This is a genomic window from Rhizobium sp. 'Codium 1' (assembly GCF_020889605.1).
Taxonomy (GTDB): Bacteria; Pseudomonadota; Alphaproteobacteria; order Rhizobiales; family Rhizobiaceae; genus Allorhizobium; species Allorhizobium algae.
Genome location: NZ_JAJGPW010000008.1, coordinates 111,135 through 125,718 on the forward strand (window position 1 = coordinate 111,135; position 14,584 = coordinate 125,718).

At 63.5% G+C, this 14,584-nt stretch carries 16 protein-coding genes; 3 read left to right on the forward strand and 13 right to left on the reverse strand.

Annotation, left to right across the window (positions count from 1 at the left end; all coding sequences use genetic code 11):
* Window position 1: 1 nt before the first annotated feature.
* On the reverse strand, window positions 2-973 hold the full coding sequence (locus LJE98_RS17980) for an HD-GYP domain-containing protein (RefSeq protein ID WP_229576616.1): 972 nt from the start codon (window positions 971-973) through the stop codon (window positions 2-4).
* A gap of 237 nt (window positions 974-1,210) precedes the next feature.
* Window positions 1,211-1,423, reverse strand: a complete 213-nt coding sequence (locus tag LJE98_RS17985) for a hypothetical protein (protein WP_229576618.1) — start codon at window positions 1,421-1,423, stop codon at window positions 1,211-1,213.
* A 385-nt stretch (window positions 1,424-1,808) separates the two neighbouring features.
* Here LJE98_RS17985 and LJE98_RS17990 point away from each other — a divergent pair, with 385 nt between their 5' ends.
* Window positions 1,809-2,927: a DUF2336 domain-containing protein gene (locus LJE98_RS17990; RefSeq protein ID WP_267499121.1), complete on the forward strand. Its 1,119-nt coding sequence runs from the start codon at window positions 1,809-1,811 to the stop codon at window positions 2,925-2,927.
* 108 nt (window positions 2,928-3,035) lie between these two features.
* Here the strand turns inward: LJE98_RS17990 and LJE98_RS17995 are convergent, their stop codons facing one another.
* The 4 genes from LJE98_RS17995 to LJE98_RS18010 form a co-directional block, all read right to left on the reverse strand.
* Window positions 3,036-3,383: a DUF1491 family protein gene (locus LJE98_RS17995; protein ID WP_229576621.1), complete on the reverse strand. Its 348-nt coding sequence runs from the start codon at window positions 3,381-3,383 to the stop codon at window positions 3,036-3,038.
* Window positions 3,384-3,504: 121 nt separating this feature from the next.
* Entirely contained in the window at window positions 3,505-4,968 is a 1,464-nt protein-coding gene (locus tag LJE98_RS18000; RefSeq protein ID WP_420710170.1) for a methyl-accepting chemotaxis protein, read from the reverse strand.
* 92 nt (window positions 4,969-5,060) lie between these two features.
* Window positions 5,061-6,059: a peptidoglycan-binding protein gene (locus LJE98_RS18005; RefSeq protein WP_229576623.1), complete on the reverse strand. Its 999-nt coding sequence runs from the start codon at window positions 6,057-6,059 to the stop codon at window positions 5,061-5,063.
* The gene (locus tag LJE98_RS18010) at window positions 6,031-7,566 is read right to left on the reverse strand and encodes a sensor histidine kinase (RefSeq protein ID WP_229576625.1); all 1,536 of its coding nucleotides are present in this window, start codon (window positions 7,564-7,566) and stop codon (window positions 6,031-6,033) included. The genes LJE98_RS18005 and LJE98_RS18010 overlap by 29 nt, the downstream gene beginning before the upstream one ends.
* 469 nt (window positions 7,567-8,035) lie before the next feature.
* On the opposite strand from LJE98_RS18010, the gene LJE98_RS18015 reads away from it, so the two are divergent.
* Both LJE98_RS18015 and LJE98_RS18020 read left to right on the forward strand, forming a co-directional pair.
* Window positions 8,036-8,500 (forward strand): DUF5330 domain-containing protein, encoded by a 465-nt coding sequence (locus LJE98_RS18015; protein WP_229576627.1) that lies wholly within the window; start codon window positions 8,036-8,038, stop codon window positions 8,498-8,500.
* Window positions 8,501-8,853: 353 nt separating this feature from the next.
* Window positions 8,854-9,270, forward strand: coding sequence for a SufE family protein (locus LJE98_RS18020; RefSeq protein WP_229576637.1), 417 nt, complete (start codon window positions 8,854-8,856; stop codon window positions 9,268-9,270).
* A 16-nt stretch (window positions 9,271-9,286) separates the two neighbouring features.
* Here the strand turns inward: LJE98_RS18020 and LJE98_RS18025 are convergent, their stop codons facing one another.
* The 7 genes from LJE98_RS18025 to LJE98_RS18055 form a co-directional block, all read right to left on the reverse strand.
* Window positions 9,287-10,243 (reverse strand): DUF6456 domain-containing protein, encoded by a 957-nt coding sequence (locus LJE98_RS18025; RefSeq protein ID WP_229576639.1) that lies wholly within the window; start codon window positions 10,241-10,243, stop codon window positions 9,287-9,289.
* 14 nt (window positions 10,244-10,257) lie between these two features.
* Window positions 10,258-10,704: a helix-turn-helix domain-containing protein gene (locus tag LJE98_RS18030; protein WP_229576641.1), complete on the reverse strand. Its 447-nt coding sequence runs from the start codon at window positions 10,702-10,704 to the stop codon at window positions 10,258-10,260.
* A gap of 220 nt (window positions 10,705-10,924) precedes the next feature.
* On the reverse strand, window positions 10,925-11,353 hold the full coding sequence (locus LJE98_RS18035) for a MucR family transcriptional regulator (protein WP_229576643.1): 429 nt from the start codon (window positions 11,351-11,353) through the stop codon (window positions 10,925-10,927).
* Window positions 11,354-11,764: 411 nt separating this feature from the next.
* The gene (gene mnhG / locus LJE98_RS18040; RefSeq protein ID WP_229576645.1) at window positions 11,765-12,094 is read right to left on the reverse strand and encodes a monovalent cation/H(+) antiporter subunit G; all 330 of its coding nucleotides are present in this window, start codon (window positions 12,092-12,094) and stop codon (window positions 11,765-11,767) included.
* Window positions 12,091-12,522: a cation:proton antiporter gene (locus LJE98_RS18045; protein ID WP_229576646.1), complete on the reverse strand. Its 432-nt coding sequence runs from the start codon at window positions 12,520-12,522 to the stop codon at window positions 12,091-12,093. Before LJE98_RS18045 ends, mnhG begins: the two co-directional genes overlap by 4 nt.
* Window positions 12,522-12,995: a Na+/H+ antiporter subunit E gene (locus LJE98_RS18050; protein WP_229576648.1), complete on the reverse strand. Its 474-nt coding sequence runs from the start codon at window positions 12,993-12,995 to the stop codon at window positions 12,522-12,524. Before LJE98_RS18050 ends, LJE98_RS18045 begins: the two co-directional genes overlap by 1 nt.
* Window positions 12,992-14,575, reverse strand: a complete 1,584-nt coding sequence (locus LJE98_RS18055) for a Na+/H+ antiporter subunit D (RefSeq protein WP_229576650.1) — start codon at window positions 14,573-14,575, stop codon at window positions 12,992-12,994. The genes LJE98_RS18050 and LJE98_RS18055 overlap by 4 nt, the downstream gene beginning before the upstream one ends.
* Between the last annotated feature and the right edge of the window lie 9 nt (window positions 14,576-14,584).

The window sequence follows — 14,584 nt, forward strand, 5'->3', positions numbered from 1 at the left end:
CTCACCGGAGCGGCGCATCGGTGAGCACGCTGCCGAGCCGGATGACCAGCTTGCGATCGAATATCTGTGGCCTTTCGAACATCCAGTCCAGCGCTTCCGTAGACGTCCAGGGGCGCTTGTAGGGCCGGACCGATGTGAGCGCCTCGAAGACATCGCAGACGGTGCTCAAACGCACGGGCAGGCTCAGATCCTCATTCTTCAGGCCCAGCGGATAGCCGGAGCCATCCAGCGCCTCGTGGTGCAGGCGGCAAATGTCGAGCACGACGGGAGGCAGGTCCGGATAGGACCTGAGCAGGTGATAGCCGGCTTCGGGATGATTTCGGATGAGGCGGCGTTCCTGATCCGTGAGCTTGCCGGGCTTGGTCAGGATCTCGTTTGGAATGAGCAGCTTGCCGATGTCGTGCAGCATGCCGGCGACGCCAAGGATGCCGGTGGTTTCCTCGTCCATCCCCAGCGAGCGGGCGAGAAGCGTCATCATGCCACTCACCGCAAGCGAATGGACATAGGTCGTCTCGTCCTTGCTCTTCAATCGGGTGACTTCCAGCGCGATGACCGTGTTGTCGGACCAGATGCCGGCATTGATCTCTGCCGCCTGCGAGAGGTCCGCCATGTCAAGCGAGCCGCCGACCGCGAGACTGCCGAGGCTCGCCCGCAAGGCCCTTGCCGATTGGGAGGTTTCGCTGCGGACCGCCTCGACCCGAACTATATCCGCTGGCGGTCTCGATTTGCCGGTCAGAGGCTTATGACCATCCGGATCGAGGCCGAGCTGCACATTGATCGACACGTCAAGCGCAGAGGTTGCGCGAATGGCGGCAAGTTCCTCGTCGGTCTTGACGAGAAACCGGCGGCGCGCAAATTCCCGGCTGGGACAGGCGACGCTTTCAACGAACATGCCCTTGCGGATTCGGTCCTTGGTAATTTTCACCAGCATGGGACTGTAGCGCGGCTCCACATGATGGATGCTTCCAGACATGGCCCGGAGACATCATCGCGGACCAGCTGCGGTTCCGCACTTCATTCTATAAGGCATTGGTAATTTACAATTGGTGAACGTCGATGCCGATGTCGGCAGACTGCACACAAGCCGCCCGGGCGAGCCCAGAGACTGCCGTCCCGGGAGAAGCAGCCTGCAGCAGGCGGACACCCCTCGCCTGGTCGCGGACAAGATCCGGCCGGCGGCCCCATTCAGCCGCGATGGAACGACAACCTGTCAGCCGGGGCGACGACCAGGGCCGAAAACGGGTCCCTGCGGCGCGGGCAATGCCGGCAAGGTCGGCAGTTCCACCCGTGGCCATATGGCATTTTGGTCCAGCCGCTCGTAGCGGATGCCGGTAAAGAAGAGAATCTCGGCCTTCTGATCGCCCGTGCGGGTCGGTCGGCGCTCGTGGTTCAACCGATCCGAAATCCTGATGATATCCGCCATGCTCGTCTCCTTTCGAGAAGAAAGATCGAGAGGGTCGAGACATCATCTCGCCCTGCCCTCCTCTTAAGAGGGCTGGCACATCCGGTTCATGCTGCGGAAAGTCTCACACACACCGGGATCATCTGCGCCTTTCTCAGACGCGTGCCCCTGTCGCGGTTCACCCCACGGCCGGGGTACGCATATGCCTAATATCGGAAACATGCGGCGAATCATCAACCTCGACTATCCGCCTGTTCACAAGAAGCCATAGGTTAGTTAACAGCTTGCTAACAAATTCGTTCTATTCTCACACACATCTGTATTGCGTTGGAGTGGGTTTGTGGTGAGCGAACAGTTCAGGGAGCTTGAGAAGCCAGCCGGCGCGCGGAACAAGGATGTCGTTCTGATGGCCACGGTCACGAGTTTCCAGGCGCTCTCCTTCCCCGGCAGGTCCGAACTCCGACAATTTGCCGAACTGTTCCAGCCGCTCTTTGCCGGCTCGTCGGTGGAGGCTCGCCGCGAAGCGGTCGCTGCGCTCTCGCAGAGCCCGAGCCTGCCGCTCTCGATCGCCGCTTTCATCGCCAGCCAACCGATCGCGATCGCCGCTCCCTTCCTCGCCGCCTCCCCTGCACTGTCCGACGACATGCTGATCATGATCGCCCGCACGCAAGGCGCCGACCATGCGCGCGCCATCGTCAAGCGCGAGCGGCTGTCGCCGACCGTGATCGACGCGCTCGTATCCTTGCGCCACGCACTGCCGCCGCGCCCGGAGAAGGCCCGGACCGACGAGACGAAGGCTACACCGCAAGAGCCGGCCAAGCCGTCGAGTTTCGACAGGGTGATGACGGATCTCACCATGGCCGATCTGCCGGGTGCCAAAGCCGGCACGGCAGCCGTGAGCGAGACGATCGTCGCCAAGGTCGAGCCAGCCATGCCCGAGGCGGCCACGCCCGGCGATCACAGCCGTGAAGAGGCATTGCGCCAGACGATCAAGCGCATGGCCTATCAGCAGCGACCGGCCGCCAGCGACCGGCTGGGCCGGCGCCAGGCGACGCCGCTGCAGACGGCGCTTCTCGTGCGCTTCGCGCGGTCGCATGACGGCGGTTTCTTCGCCACCACGCTTGCCGATCTCCTGTCCTCCAGCCGCTGGCTGGCCGAGCGCATCCTGCTCGACATTTCCGGCCGACAGCTCGCGACGACACTTTCGGGCGTGGCGATGGATGATCGGGAAGCGATCTTTGTCCTCGAACATATCTATCCGCATCTCGCCCGCCGGGAAAATGGCGAAAGCCGCGCGGAACACCTGCTCTTCAGTATCGACCCCGATCAGGCGGAAGCCCGGATCGACAGCTGGATCCGCGCCGATCGCTATACGTTTGCCGGCGAGGACCTCAGCCCGGAAGCACCGGGCCAGCCGGCAGCTCAGCCGGCAATGGGCCTTACGGCCGCAAACCAGGCCTCGGCCAAGCATCAGCCTGTGGTTGACGACTACGGGCGCCAGATGCCGAGGGTGCGCAAGGCCTAGGAATCGGACAGTCGACAGCAGAAGACGGTCGTACGGCCGCTTCTGTGCCGGGTCGGCGCCTCAGCCGGCCTTGTACCTATCTTGCGCCTGAACGACCGGCAGGATCACTCAACGTGCCGGATCTGCAAGTGTCAGATAGGTCCCGAGATCCTCGACCTCGATTTCGACCAGCCACAAATCACTGTCGAATTTCTGCTCGCGGGCAATCACGGCCTCGATCGCCTCGGGTTCGGCACGCAGGAGACGCGGCTCGAAGATGCGGTCGTCGCGTGTCTCGTCATCGATCATGGCCTGGGGTGCGGGGCCATAGAGCGTCTCCAGACCATCCCGGAACCGCTGGCGAACGAAGATGGTGCCTGAGGCCTCCGAACCCTTGCGCATGACAGCGGCATAACCGCCGTCGGAGAAGACGCGGCGCGTGAGTGCGGAGACGAAGATGTCGGAGCGGATACGCATGGCAGCGGTTTAGGCGATTGGGTGGGCAGCGTCGAGGGCTCGTTTCGATCCGTCGACGCCCCGGCATTGCCGGAGCGCTTCAGGGCGCGTGCCGCTTCGTCCCCTGGACTTGGCGGAGGCTTTAAACCTTCACAGCCAGTCTCAAGCCACCCCAATGGCGCCCTGCGACGAAAATCGGGGCGGAAATGTCCTTCATCAGGACGAAATTGCCGCCGCCCATGTCGCGTCGGTAGGTCTGGACGAGGAAGGGCGCCGTGGAGCGGCCGGCGGCAAGGCCGACGCGGTCGTTGAAGATGCGGCGATTGCGGCAATTGGCCGTGTTCCAAACCGTGTCGCCCGGACGCTGCGGGGCGGAAAACTTCTTGTTGTGGGTCGGCAGGTAGCCGTTTTCATCCACTGGCGCACAAAAACCGATACGCTCCGAGGACCCGGCGATCGGCTCCAGAATGGCCGGCAGGACCTGATCGGTGAATTCGGTGAACGCGGTCATCATCTGCACCGGATCGGTGCCCGGGATCGGGCGGTAGTTGCGGTCGAAGAGGTCGGACTGGCGGATGCGGCCGCTGTCCACGGACTGCTGGAACGCCTGCGAGATGCGGGCGGCGACATCAACTGCAGTGTCGATCCACTCGCTGTCTGCCGTGCGGATGCCGGCGCTCGCCGTCAGCTGGATCAGCGTTTCCGAGAGTGCCACGACCTTGTCGACGCGGCCGGCGGTCTGCTGGAGGTGATGGTCGGACTGGCGGACTTCCGCCGACATGTCGCTCAAGGTGGCGACGAATTCCGAGCACTGGCGGTCGACCTGGTCGGTCGTCTGGGCCATGGCGGAGGAGCCGTCGAGGATGCGGGTGATGACCTGTTCCATGGAGGAAAAGGACGCGTTCATCGCCTGGGAGGTCTCGCGCACGTCGCGGGCGCTGGCGGTTGCACCATGCCCGGCTTCCGTGAGGCGGACGATCTTCACGCGGATCTGGTTCAATGTTTCCTGGATGGCGCCCGTTGCCTGCGAGGTCTGCAGCGCCAGAGCACGGACTTCTGCCGCGACCACGGCGAAGCCCTTGCCGGCCTCGCCTGCGCGGGCGGCCTCGATGGCAGCGTTCAGCGCAAGCAGGTTGGTCTGGCGGGCGATCGTGCCGATCTCCTCGGCCACCTTGTCGACCTCGGCCAGCGACTGCGAAAAGCTGCCGATCTCGGTGCCGATCTCCTCTGACGTCGACACCATGTGATCGATCTTGTCGACGGCACCGGTCAGCCGCGTGGCGCTGTCGGTCAGCATGCGACGCGCCTCGCCGGCCGTCTGGTCGGTCTCGCGCAGGGTGACGGCGACGTCCCGGTTGGTCTCGGCGATCGACAGCGCCGTGCGGGTGATGCCGTCGAAGGTGACGGCATGGCGTTTGGAAATGCCGGCCACATCCTGGATGGCGCCAGCGATGTCGACAAGGTCGACACCCAGCGTCGAGGCCTCTTCCGCCAGGCGCTGGACAATGCCGCGCAGAAGAGCGGCGTCGGCCTCCGGTCGCGGTGCGGGCGCCGCCCCTGCCGAATACGGGTCGTCGTCAAGATGCGCGGACATCGCAGCGGTCATGGATCTTCCTCCTCCAATCGGAGAAGAGTAGCGCTGGTATGATTAATGTTGGATTACTTTAGGGCTTATGAAAATTCGCCTAGACGAAAGGCTCATAGGGCGCCGATGGCCTTGAGTTTCTTCAGGACCGCAGCGCTCGGTTCGCCGGTTTCCGGCAGCTGGTAATGGCGCTCGAAGCGGCGGATGGCGGCGCGGGTGTCGTCGCCGGGAATGCCGTCGATGGTGATGTTCCTGTAGGCCATGTTGGACAGGCCACGCTGGATTTCCATGACGAGGCCGGGATCGAAATTCGCCTGCTGGACGACAGGCGGAACGGCCGGTTCGACGGCCTTGGGCGGCAGGGCCTGGACCGGGACAACAGGGCGGCGCGGCGCGGTGACGAGCCTGGTTTCGGCGCTGCGGATCGCGGCGGCGACCGGGTCCTCGCCCCCGGCATCGATATCCATGACCGGACGCTGGGCGGGCACGGCGGCTGTGACGCCGCGATCAAGGGTCAGTGCGGCCAGAAGCTCCGGGGTTACAAGGCCATTCGCTTCCATGCCGACGGTCTTCTGGAAGACGGCGATCGCGGTTTCAGTGCGCGGGCCGATGACACCGTCGGCCTCGCCGTCATAAAGACCACGGCGCAGGAGTTCTCCCTGAACCCGGCGGATCAGACCGGCCGCTTCTTCGGCATTGGCCGGCAGGCCGGCAGGGCGCGCAGCGGTGGCGGCCTCCACGGCTGGATCGGGAACGGCAGTCGTCTCGACCGGAGCGCCATCGGCAGCCGTCTTCTCCCGTTCGATGCGGAAGGTGGTGACGGTTTCGGGATCCTGCTCGCTCAGCAGCGGGGCGCGCGGCACGCCCGCGAGTGCGGTGAAGTCCTCCGCGTTGCGGGTGCGCAGGAAGGGCGATGGATGCTGGCCGGGCTGATACCAGAGGGCGTTGGCGGCGATGGTGCCGAAGATCAGCGAGAAGCAGAAGGCGCCGCCGACGGCACGCGGATAGCGGCCGGCCAAGCGCACCAGCGCACCTCCCCCCCTGGAAAGAACGCGGAGAGCCGTGTTGCCCGCCTTCTTCTTCTCAGGCGATTTTCGCTTTCGCTTCGTCATGCCCCGGCGCAATCCCACCCGTCTTGTTCTCGTTCCCCGCAGCCGCCAGGCGTGGCGGGAATTCGACCATGTTTGTTTCGTCTGCGGCCCTGGCGCCCGAGCCGTCGACCGGCAGGCTCACCATGACCACGGTGCCCTCGCCCGGCCGGCTTTCGATCCGGAAAGTGCCGCCATGCAGGGCCGTCAATCCCTTTACCAGCGAAAGCCCCAGGCCGGAACCCTCGTAGTTGCGATTGAGATCGTTCTGCACTTGTGTGAAGGGGCGGCCGATCAGCGCCATCTTTTCCGGTGCAATCCCGATGCCGGTATCGCTGACGCTGACGGTCACCTCGTTGCCGCTCCGGACCGCATCGATGGTCACGGCGCCGCCGGCATCGGTGAACTTGATGGCGTTGCCAAGCAGATTGATGACGATCTGGCGGAGCGCCCGTCCATCGGCGGTGATTCCGCCCAGGCCCTTGGGGAGACGGCTGGTGAGCTTCAGCCCCTTGGTCTGGGCCTGCAGCGACAGCATGCGTTCACATTCCGTCAGCGATGCGGCGAGATCGACATCCTCGAGCATGAGTTCGTAGCGGCCGGCCTCGATCTTCGACATGTCGAGCATCGTGTTGACGACGGACAGGAGATGAGCGCCCGACTGGCGGATCAGTTGAACATATTCCCGCTGACGGTCGTTTTCGAGCTTGCCGAAATATTCACCGATCAGAATGTCGGAAAAGCCGAGGATGGCATTGAGCGGGGTGCGCATCTCGTGGCTGACGGCCGCCAGAAAACGGCTCTTGATCTCGTGGGCGGCAGTCGCCTCTTCTTCCTTGCGGGTGACGGCATCGCGTATCGCCATTTCGCCTGCGATGTCGAGCATCTGGGCGCGCACGGCTGCAAGCGATCCATCATCGGCGCGCACGGCCGTCATGTCGAGGCGGACATTGAGAAACTGGGCCTGGTCGAGGCCGATCACCGGGCGATCGAGGCGCAGATCCGTGACGACGACATCGGCGCCGAGACGCAGTTCGTCGAGCGCCTGGGCGAAGGCCAGCCGATCGGACACATGGACCTGCTCGACGAAGGGCCGCGACAGCGGTTCGCGCAGGAAGGAGAGAAACATCTGCCGGTCGCGACCACCGGCACTCGTGACGATGCCGGCCGGATCGAGCGTCAGGAAGAGGCCCGGGCAGAATTCGTAAGGGTCGCCCACGATCTGCTCGCCCGCCGGCAGACGGGCTTCCGCACTGCGTGCGCCGAGGCGACGGCCGCAGACGAGCGCGACGGCTGCGAGAAGATGGAGCGCTGTCGCCAGGGCAAAACCGATCGGCAGCCCGGTGGCGGGGCCGAGGAGAAAGGTGAAACCTGCGGGAAGGGCGACGAAGGCCGGCGACATGGCGAGCGTCAGATTGCGCAGGGCGACGATCTCAGACCGTTCGGCGGGGCGGCCGGCAGCATGACGCGACAGGAGGCGGGCAAGGAGCCCGTCCATCGTTACCGTCAGTGCATCCGACATATTACGCATTACAACCACGCCAGAAATCCGCAACCGGTTCATCTGATTTATCGGCCTGAAGATAGGCCGGACGCGCTTAAGGAATAGATAAGGCAGAGGCCTGCAACGGGTCTTACCGGGCCGATCCGACCCGAAACGGGACATCGGGATGAGGCATTCCCAAACATGGTTAACGGTGCGTAAGCGCTGATATCATTCAACTTTTCGAATGGCCGTTAAGACTTGTGGTGGCCTGGCCCCGCCAGAAGCGGTGGATTGTCGGGCCGCGGCCACATTTATGCTTAACGCGGATCGCTAAACTTCTAGGCAAGCGTCTCGAAACGGAGAGATCACTCAAATTTTAATCGAATTCACATCAAAGCCGACCGGCTTTCGAAAAACGATTTTCGCGAATCGAACCTAGGGTCGCTTCCATGAGTTCGGGGCGTAACCCGGACCGTTCCGGCAAAGACCGGCAACAGGGATTTTGGTGAAGACAATGTGGTTTCTGATCAAAGGATCAATCTACTGCACCGCGACACTGGTCGCATTGTCCTTCCTTGCGGCACCGCCCGCCGAGGAGAGAGACGGCGCCGGCTTCGACATGGGTGCAGCCATGACCGCAGCCAGCGGTGCCTATGACTATGTGACCTCGCTCTGCGTCGAGAAGCCTGAGGTCTGCAACAAGGGCGCGGCAACCTTCCAGGCGCTCGGCCAGCGGGCCCGCGAAGGTGCACTCGTCGCCTACCAATTGCTCGACAAGCAGTTCACTGACGGCGGTACGACGGCCGTGGCCGACGAGAATACGGCAACGGCACGCGGCGCCGTCGAGATCGTCAAGCCGCAAGTCGAGATCCCGCAGCTGGCGAACATTGAAGCCGAGGAGCCTGTCATCACCGGCACTGTCACGCCGACGGCGCGACCGAAGCACCTGCCGAAACCCTATCAGCCGCCTAAGCCCTGAGCGCTTCGCAGCATACGTGACCGCATCTTCTTGCGGTCAATCCAAGAATTCCGGGGCGGATGTCCGCCCCCCTCCCCGCTTGCAACCGGGCCTGCCATGGACCGGATGCCTGTCTGCCTGTCCCTCACTGAAATCGGCATTTTGCCGGGCCGCGTGGCGAAAGCTACGCGGCTTTTCTTTTTTCAGCGCACCCGAGGAGGGTGATGGCGTTGCTCAGAATAGGCATCTTCGGCCACTCGGTACCCTCAGATCTCGCCTTCCCCGTTTTCCACACCATGTTTCCTTGCCGCAGGCGGTTCAAATGCGCTGAGGTCTGGCCTATATCGGACCGACTTGAACATCGGGTGGGTAGCATGACGAGCTTGAACGCAATGATCGACGACTTCGGTTTCCTCGACGACTGGGAGGACCGGATGCGCTATGTGATCGAGCTCGGCAAGGCGCTGCCAGATCTGCCGGACGACGAAAAGACGGCAGCCAACAAGGTGCAGGGATGCGCGAGCCAGGTCTGGCTCTCGGTTTCGGCCGGTGACGGTGCCGATCCGGTGATGACCTTTCGCGGCGACAGTGACGCCTTCATCGTGCGCGGTCTCGTGGCCATCGTGCTTGCCGCCTATTCCGGCAAAAAGGCGACAGACGTGGTCGCCTTCGATGCGCTCGACCTCTTCAGCCAGATCGGCCTGCTCGAACACCTGACCGCGCAGCGAGCCAACGGGCTGCGCTCGATGATCCAGCGCATCCGCGAAGAGGCAGCGCGGCGACTGGTGTGAACGGGCACAACTCGCCTCACCCCATCTTCGGCCGGAAATCCTCCTCGCCCCAGTGGCGCGGACGGGATCGCACGGATGTCGGGACGTAATGGCGCGCAAGTGAGAGAAGAGCGGCACGCAGCATGAGCTTGGCAGAGCGGGCCGGCCATTGTCGTTCGCGCTCGACGGTTTCCAGGCCCTTGCCGAAGCAGCAGACATCGAGGGCGACACCCGACAGTTCCGGGCCCATGGCCTCGACGGCGCGGGCGATGCGGGTTCGGGCGGCGAGCCTGCTGTCTGCCAGGTCCACCGAGGGCGGGGCACCACCCCTGGCGCGGGCGGACAGCCGAGGCTGCCAGCTTGCCGTGATCCGGGGCTGAAGGCCGGCGAAGTCGAAGTCTGCGGCAAGGCGTTCTCCGGCGGCGACGGCGTCTGGCGACAGAAAGGCGCGACCATCCTTCTCCTTCAGGCGCAGGAGCGGAAAAAGCGGGGATTCCTGCAGATTTCGGCGCACGGTCTGGCGACCCTCCGGGGTCACCAGTGTTTCAACTTCCATCGTCCGGTGCTGGCTGGCATGGGCCTCGTCCGGCAGCTCGCAGAGATCCCGGCGGAGCCATGCGGCCGTTTCCGTGGTGGCGACGAAGCCTTCGGGGGACCGTGCGAGCAGACCGTCGGCGACCAGTCGGGCGAGGCGTTCCCGGGCAAGCCCTGCCATGGCGCCGGGCGGACAGTGCCTATCTGCCGGATTGCACGCTGCGCCCTCGGCTGGAAGGATGATCGGACCGGTGAGTGCGCGGCGGAGGATCTGCCGGATCTGCTTGCGCTCGGCGCGGGAGGTATTGGCCAGTGCTCCATCGGCCCCCGTCGCGCGGAATGTGCCGCGGCTGGACGCATGGAACGGTGCTGCCGTCACCGCGGCGCTCGTCGCCGGGTCTCGCGGCAGTCCGGCCTGACCGGCCCCGGTCGTCTGCCTGGAGCTCTTCCTTATCGTCATGATGCCGCCTCCCCTCAGATGCGCCGGCCGGCCAGAAGATGCACGGCGCTCGCCATGCGCTCGACAATCGCAACAAAGGTATCGTAGGCGCGGTCGTCGCGGCGGTCCTCGACCATGCGGCAGGCATGGCCGACGGTGGAGCGATCACGGCCGAAGGCCTCCGCCACCTCGCCCATGGGCATGGAATAGGCGACGTGGCAGACATACATGGCGACCTGACGCACATGGCCCGTCGCCCGGCGTCCGGGATCCTGGTCACTTTCAAGGCCGGTCGCGCGCAGCAGTTCCTCCGTCAACTGACGCACGATCATGCAGAGCAGGCGCCGTTCCGGGGTGAGTGGACGCGGGCCGTCGCCATTCACGAGGGCATTCGTCTGCTCGGGGTCCCAATTCGCAGACGGGGCAGGAGACAGGGCTGCGGGCGGCGGCGGTTCGGGACGAGAGGAAGGATCGAGGGTCATGGCGCACCTTGAATAGGATTTTCTTCCTATTGAAGCTAGCAGACTCTTCAGGACTTAGAACCCCAAAAATCTGGGGGTACCTGAATTTTTGCCTCAAGGTCCATGCCCCGCCAGCACGTCAGTCGAAGTTCGGGATTATCTTCCTATGTCTCCACATGAAAAAGGCCGGTCGCGTGACCGGCCTTGTGTTCTGCATGCCGCTTGCGCGGCAAAGCCCGGCTTACTTGGCGCGCTTGCGGCGCTGGCCCAGACCCATTTCCTTGGCGAGGCGCGAGCGCGCTTCGGCATAGGCGGGTGCCACCATCGGATAGTCGGACGGCAGGCCCCACTTCTCGCGATATTCTTCCGGGGTCATGTTGTAATGGGTCATCAGGTGGCGCTTCAGCGACTTGAATTTCTGACCATCCTCGAGGCAGATCAGATAGTCGTCCTCGATCGACTTGCGGATCGGAACCGGGGGCTTCGGCTTCTCGACGACAGCCTGCACCGGGGTCGGCGTGGCTGTGCTGTTCAGAGCCTGGTGGACATCGGCGATCAGGGTTGTCAGGTCGCTGACCTGAACCATGTGGTTGCTGACATAGGCCGAAACGATGTCGGCTGTCAGCTCCACCAGCAATTGCTGGCTGGGACCCTGTTGGACTTCACTCATTCACATCTCCTGTTCAATTTCTGCGCGGATGCCCCATCCCCGCAGACAATAGTTTATAGCGCTTCCGGCCGACGACAGCGGACCCGGAAGATGAAAACACCCGACTAAGATCACCAAATTTGCCGAAACGGTCCCCAAAACCGCCCGGCCCTGTGCAACGCCGACTTTGACGAAGATAAGGCCTGTGCAAATGCCAATACCCGGAACTCAACTTCGCTTACAGACCGCGAACGCAACATATCAGCGCTCTTGATTGTGAATTAGCACTCCGGCTGCAAATGTCCACAAGATATTTCTACTAGATATGACAGGTATAAAACTTATTTATTGGCGATTTGCTCAATCGCGTCACAATCGAACGCAGGGATTTCAATAGAACTCCCAACTCAACCAGCAATACCAAAAGTTCGATTAGCCAATCATATCGTCACGTACCGATACGGATGACAGCTTGTAGCCGACCTTGTGGGCCGCCCGGGCGAGAAGATGGGCGGAAATCGGGGCAGTCAGGATGAAGAAGACGATACCCGCAAGGGATCGCCCAAAGGTCGCGCCATCGGCGGCATGCAGACCGACGGCGAGCAGAAGCAAGCCCGAGCCCACCGTACCGGCCTTCGAGGCCGCATGCATGCGGGTGTAGAAATCCGGCAGGCGGTTGAGACCGATCGCGGCGAGCAGGGAGAACAGCGCCCCGGCGATCATCAAGAAGGCAACCGCGAGCGTTGCGAGGAGCGATATCATTTGGCCTCCTTGCCGGACGGTGCGGCCGGCTTGCTGGTCTTGCGGGGTTTGGCCGTCTTCGGCGCAGCGGCCCTGGCTGCAGATGTGGCCACCGGCTTGGGCGGCGCCGGTCCAGGTGCTGGACCGGGCTCGATCTCTTCCCCCTCCCCGACACAGCCGCGGGCGAGCACGAAGCGGGCAAAGGCGACGGTTGCCAGGAAGCCGACGAGGCCGAGCGCGATGGCGATGTCGATGTACAGCGTATAGCCGGTTCTGAGAGCGATGACGGCGATGAAACCGATGACGATGCCGACCAGCATGTCGAGCGCGACGATGCGATCCGGCAAGGTCGGGCCGACGACGGCGCGATAGACGGTGAGCAGCAGCGCGACGACGAGGATGGCGATGGCCACGATCGAGGCATATTCGACGATCAGTTCGGGGGTCATCAGGCAAAGGCCTCCATGATCTTCTTCTCGAAGCCTTCGGCAATGTCACGGCGGGCCGCTTCGATATCCGAGCAATCGAGCGCATGCACATAGAGGGTCTGGCGATCCTCGGAGACATCGACCGACAGCGTACCCGGCGTCAGCGTGATGAGATTGGCAAGCAGCGAAATCTCCCAGTCGCTTTTGACCGACAGCGGATAGGCGAAGATGCCGGGCTTCAGATCCATCTTCGGCTGCAGGACAAGCGTCGCCACGCGCCAGGCGGACTTTGCCAGTTCGACCAGGAAGAGCATGACGAGCGACAGGATGCGGCGTGAGCGGCTGGTATAATCGGGCCCGACGAAGCGCTCGCGCAGGAGATAGAGCGTGAGGATCGAGAGAACGAAGCCGAAGAGGAAGTTCAGGAGCGTGAAGCTTCCCGATACTGTGGCCCAGATCACCGCCATCAGGATACTGATCGCATAAAGGCTCATCGAGCACCTCCTTCAGGGAAGACAGAGCGAATATAGCTCGTCGGGTCGAGCAGGCCGGAGGCTGCATCCTGGCTGATGACGATCAGGCTGTCAGGGAACAGGCCGAACCAGACGACGAAGCCGGTGAGGATGATGATCGGCGCCATGCGCCAGCGCTGTGCGCCCACCTGGATCGCGGGTGCGGCCGTCAGTTCCGGCTCTCCCGCCACGGCGACAGGGCGCCAGAAGGCGAAGAGGAAGACGCGCCCGAAGGCGATCGTGGTCAGGAAGCCCGAGAAAAGCACGGAGGCTGCAAGCCACCAGGCGCCGATGTCGATCGAGGCCTTGACCAGAAGTGCCTTCGGCCAGAAACCGGAAAACGGCGGCAGGCCGCTCGCGGCGAAGAAGAGCGCCAGCGTCAGGGCGCCGAAGAGCGGGGCGACGGCCCAGAGACCGGCGACACGGTCGAGGCGGTAGTGGCCGCCGATCCGGGCGATCTCGCCGGCAACGAGATAGAGTGCCGTCATCAGCAGGATCGAATGCAGCGCGTAGAAGATCGCAGCCCCGACGGCGAGATTGCTGCCGATCGCGATACCCGCCATCATGTTGCCAATCCCGGCGATGACGACGAAGCCGAGGAAACGACGGATGTCGTTCTGGGCAAGCGCGCCCATGGCGCCGAGGACCATGGTGAGGGCCGCGACGATGGCGATGACGAGGCTCAAGGCCTCGCGCTCGACGGGAAAGAGCATGACCATGACACGCAGCAGCGCATAGACGCCGACCTTGGTGAGCAGGCCGGCAAAGAGCGCCGACACCACGACGCGCGGGGTATGGTAGGAGGCCGGCAGCCAGAAATTGACCGGGAAGGCCGCAGCCTTCATCGCGAAGGCGAGGACAAAGAGCGCCGACAGCGTCATCAGCGGTGCTGTGCCGGCATAATCCGGCACCTTCATCGCAATGTCGGCCATGTTGAGCGTGCCGAAGATGCCGTAGAGATAGGCAACGCCGATCAGGAAGAGCGTCGTCGCCATCAGGTTCAGAACCGCATATTTCAGCGCACCGTCGATCTGCTCGCGCTCGGAGCCGAGGATCAAGAGACCGAAAGAGGAGATCAGCAGGACCTCGAACCAGACATAGAGGTTGAAGATATCGCCGGTCAGGAAGGCACCGGAGACGCCCGCCATCAGCAGCATCAGCAACGGATAGAAGCCGTAGCGGCGACCGCTGTTGTTGATCTCGACATGGGCATAGAGCGCACCGCACAGGGCAACGATGGCCGCGGCCAGCGCGAGCAATGCGCCGGTCAGATCGACGGTGATGGCGATGCCGAAGGGCGGCAGCCAGCGGCCCATCATCATGGTCAAGGGTCCGTCGGCCACGACCTTCATCAGGAGCATGACGTCATTGAGCACAAGCAGCGCCAGTCCCGTCAGCGCCACGTGCGGATGCCAGTGGGTGCGGTGGCGGATCATCATCAGGATCGCGCCGAAGGCGATGCAGAGCGCCATGGGGGTGACCGCGAGCCAGTGGGCGGCCGTCATCGGCTCCATCACATAGGCGGCGGCGTAGTCGGCAGGTGTCGTTGTGGGGGCAGCCATAAGGTCCTC

Coding starts and splice junctions, on each gene's coding strand:
- LJE98_RS18030 (WP_229576641.1), bottom strand. CDS start 10,704: ATGACCCTCGATCCTTCCTCTCGTCCCGAACCGCCGCCGCCCGCAGCC.
- LJE98_RS18045 (WP_229576646.1), bottom strand. CDS start 12,522: ATGACCCCCGAACTGATCGTCGAATATGCCTCGATCGTGGCCATCGCC.
- LJE98_RS17980 (WP_229576616.1), bottom strand. CDS start 973: ATGTCTGGAAGCATCCATCATGTGGAGCCGCGCTACAGTCCCATGCTG.
- LJE98_RS18015 (WP_229576627.1), top strand. CDS start 8,036: ATGTGGTTTCTGATCAAAGGATCAATCTACTGCACCGCGACACTGGTC.
- LJE98_RS18025 (WP_229576639.1), bottom strand. CDS start 10,243: ATGACGATAAGGAAGAGCTCCAGGCAGACGACCGGGGCCGGTCAGGCC.
- LJE98_RS17985 (WP_229576618.1), bottom strand. CDS start 1,423: ATGGCGGATATCATCAGGATTTCGGATCGGTTGAACCACGAGCGCCGA.
- LJE98_RS18010 (WP_229576625.1), bottom strand. CDS start 7,566: ATGCGTAATATGTCGGATGCACTGACGGTAACGATGGACGGGCTCCTT.
- LJE98_RS18035 (WP_229576643.1), bottom strand. CDS start 11,353: ATGAGTGAAGTCCAACAGGGTCCCAGCCAGCAATTGCTGGTGGAGCTG.
- LJE98_RS17995 (WP_229576621.1), bottom strand. CDS start 3,383: ATGCGTATCCGCTCCGACATCTTCGTCTCCGCACTCACGCGCCGCGTC.
- LJE98_RS18000 (WP_420710170.1), bottom strand. CDS start 4,968: ATGACCGCTGCGATGTCCGCGCATCTTGACGACGACCCGTATTCGGCA.
- LJE98_RS17990 (WP_267499121.1), top strand. CDS start 1,809: ATGGCCACGGTCACGAGTTTCCAGGCGCTCTCCTTCCCCGGCAGGTCC.
- mnhG (WP_229576645.1), bottom strand. CDS start 12,094: ATGATATCGCTCCTCGCAACGCTCGCGGTTGCCTTCTTGATGATCGCC.
- LJE98_RS18005 (WP_229576623.1), bottom strand. CDS start 6,059: ATGACGAAGCGAAAGCGAAAATCGCCTGAGAAGAAGAAGGCGGGCAAC.
- LJE98_RS18050 (WP_229576648.1), bottom strand. CDS start 12,995: ATGAGCCTTTATGCGATCAGTATCCTGATGGCGGTGATCTGGGCCACA.
- LJE98_RS18055 (WP_229576650.1), bottom strand. CDS start 14,575: ATGGCTGCCCCCACAACGACACCTGCCGACTACGCCGCCGCCTATGTG.
- LJE98_RS18020 (WP_229576637.1), top strand. CDS start 8,854: ATGACGAGCTTGAACGCAATGATCGACGACTTCGGTTTCCTCGACGAC.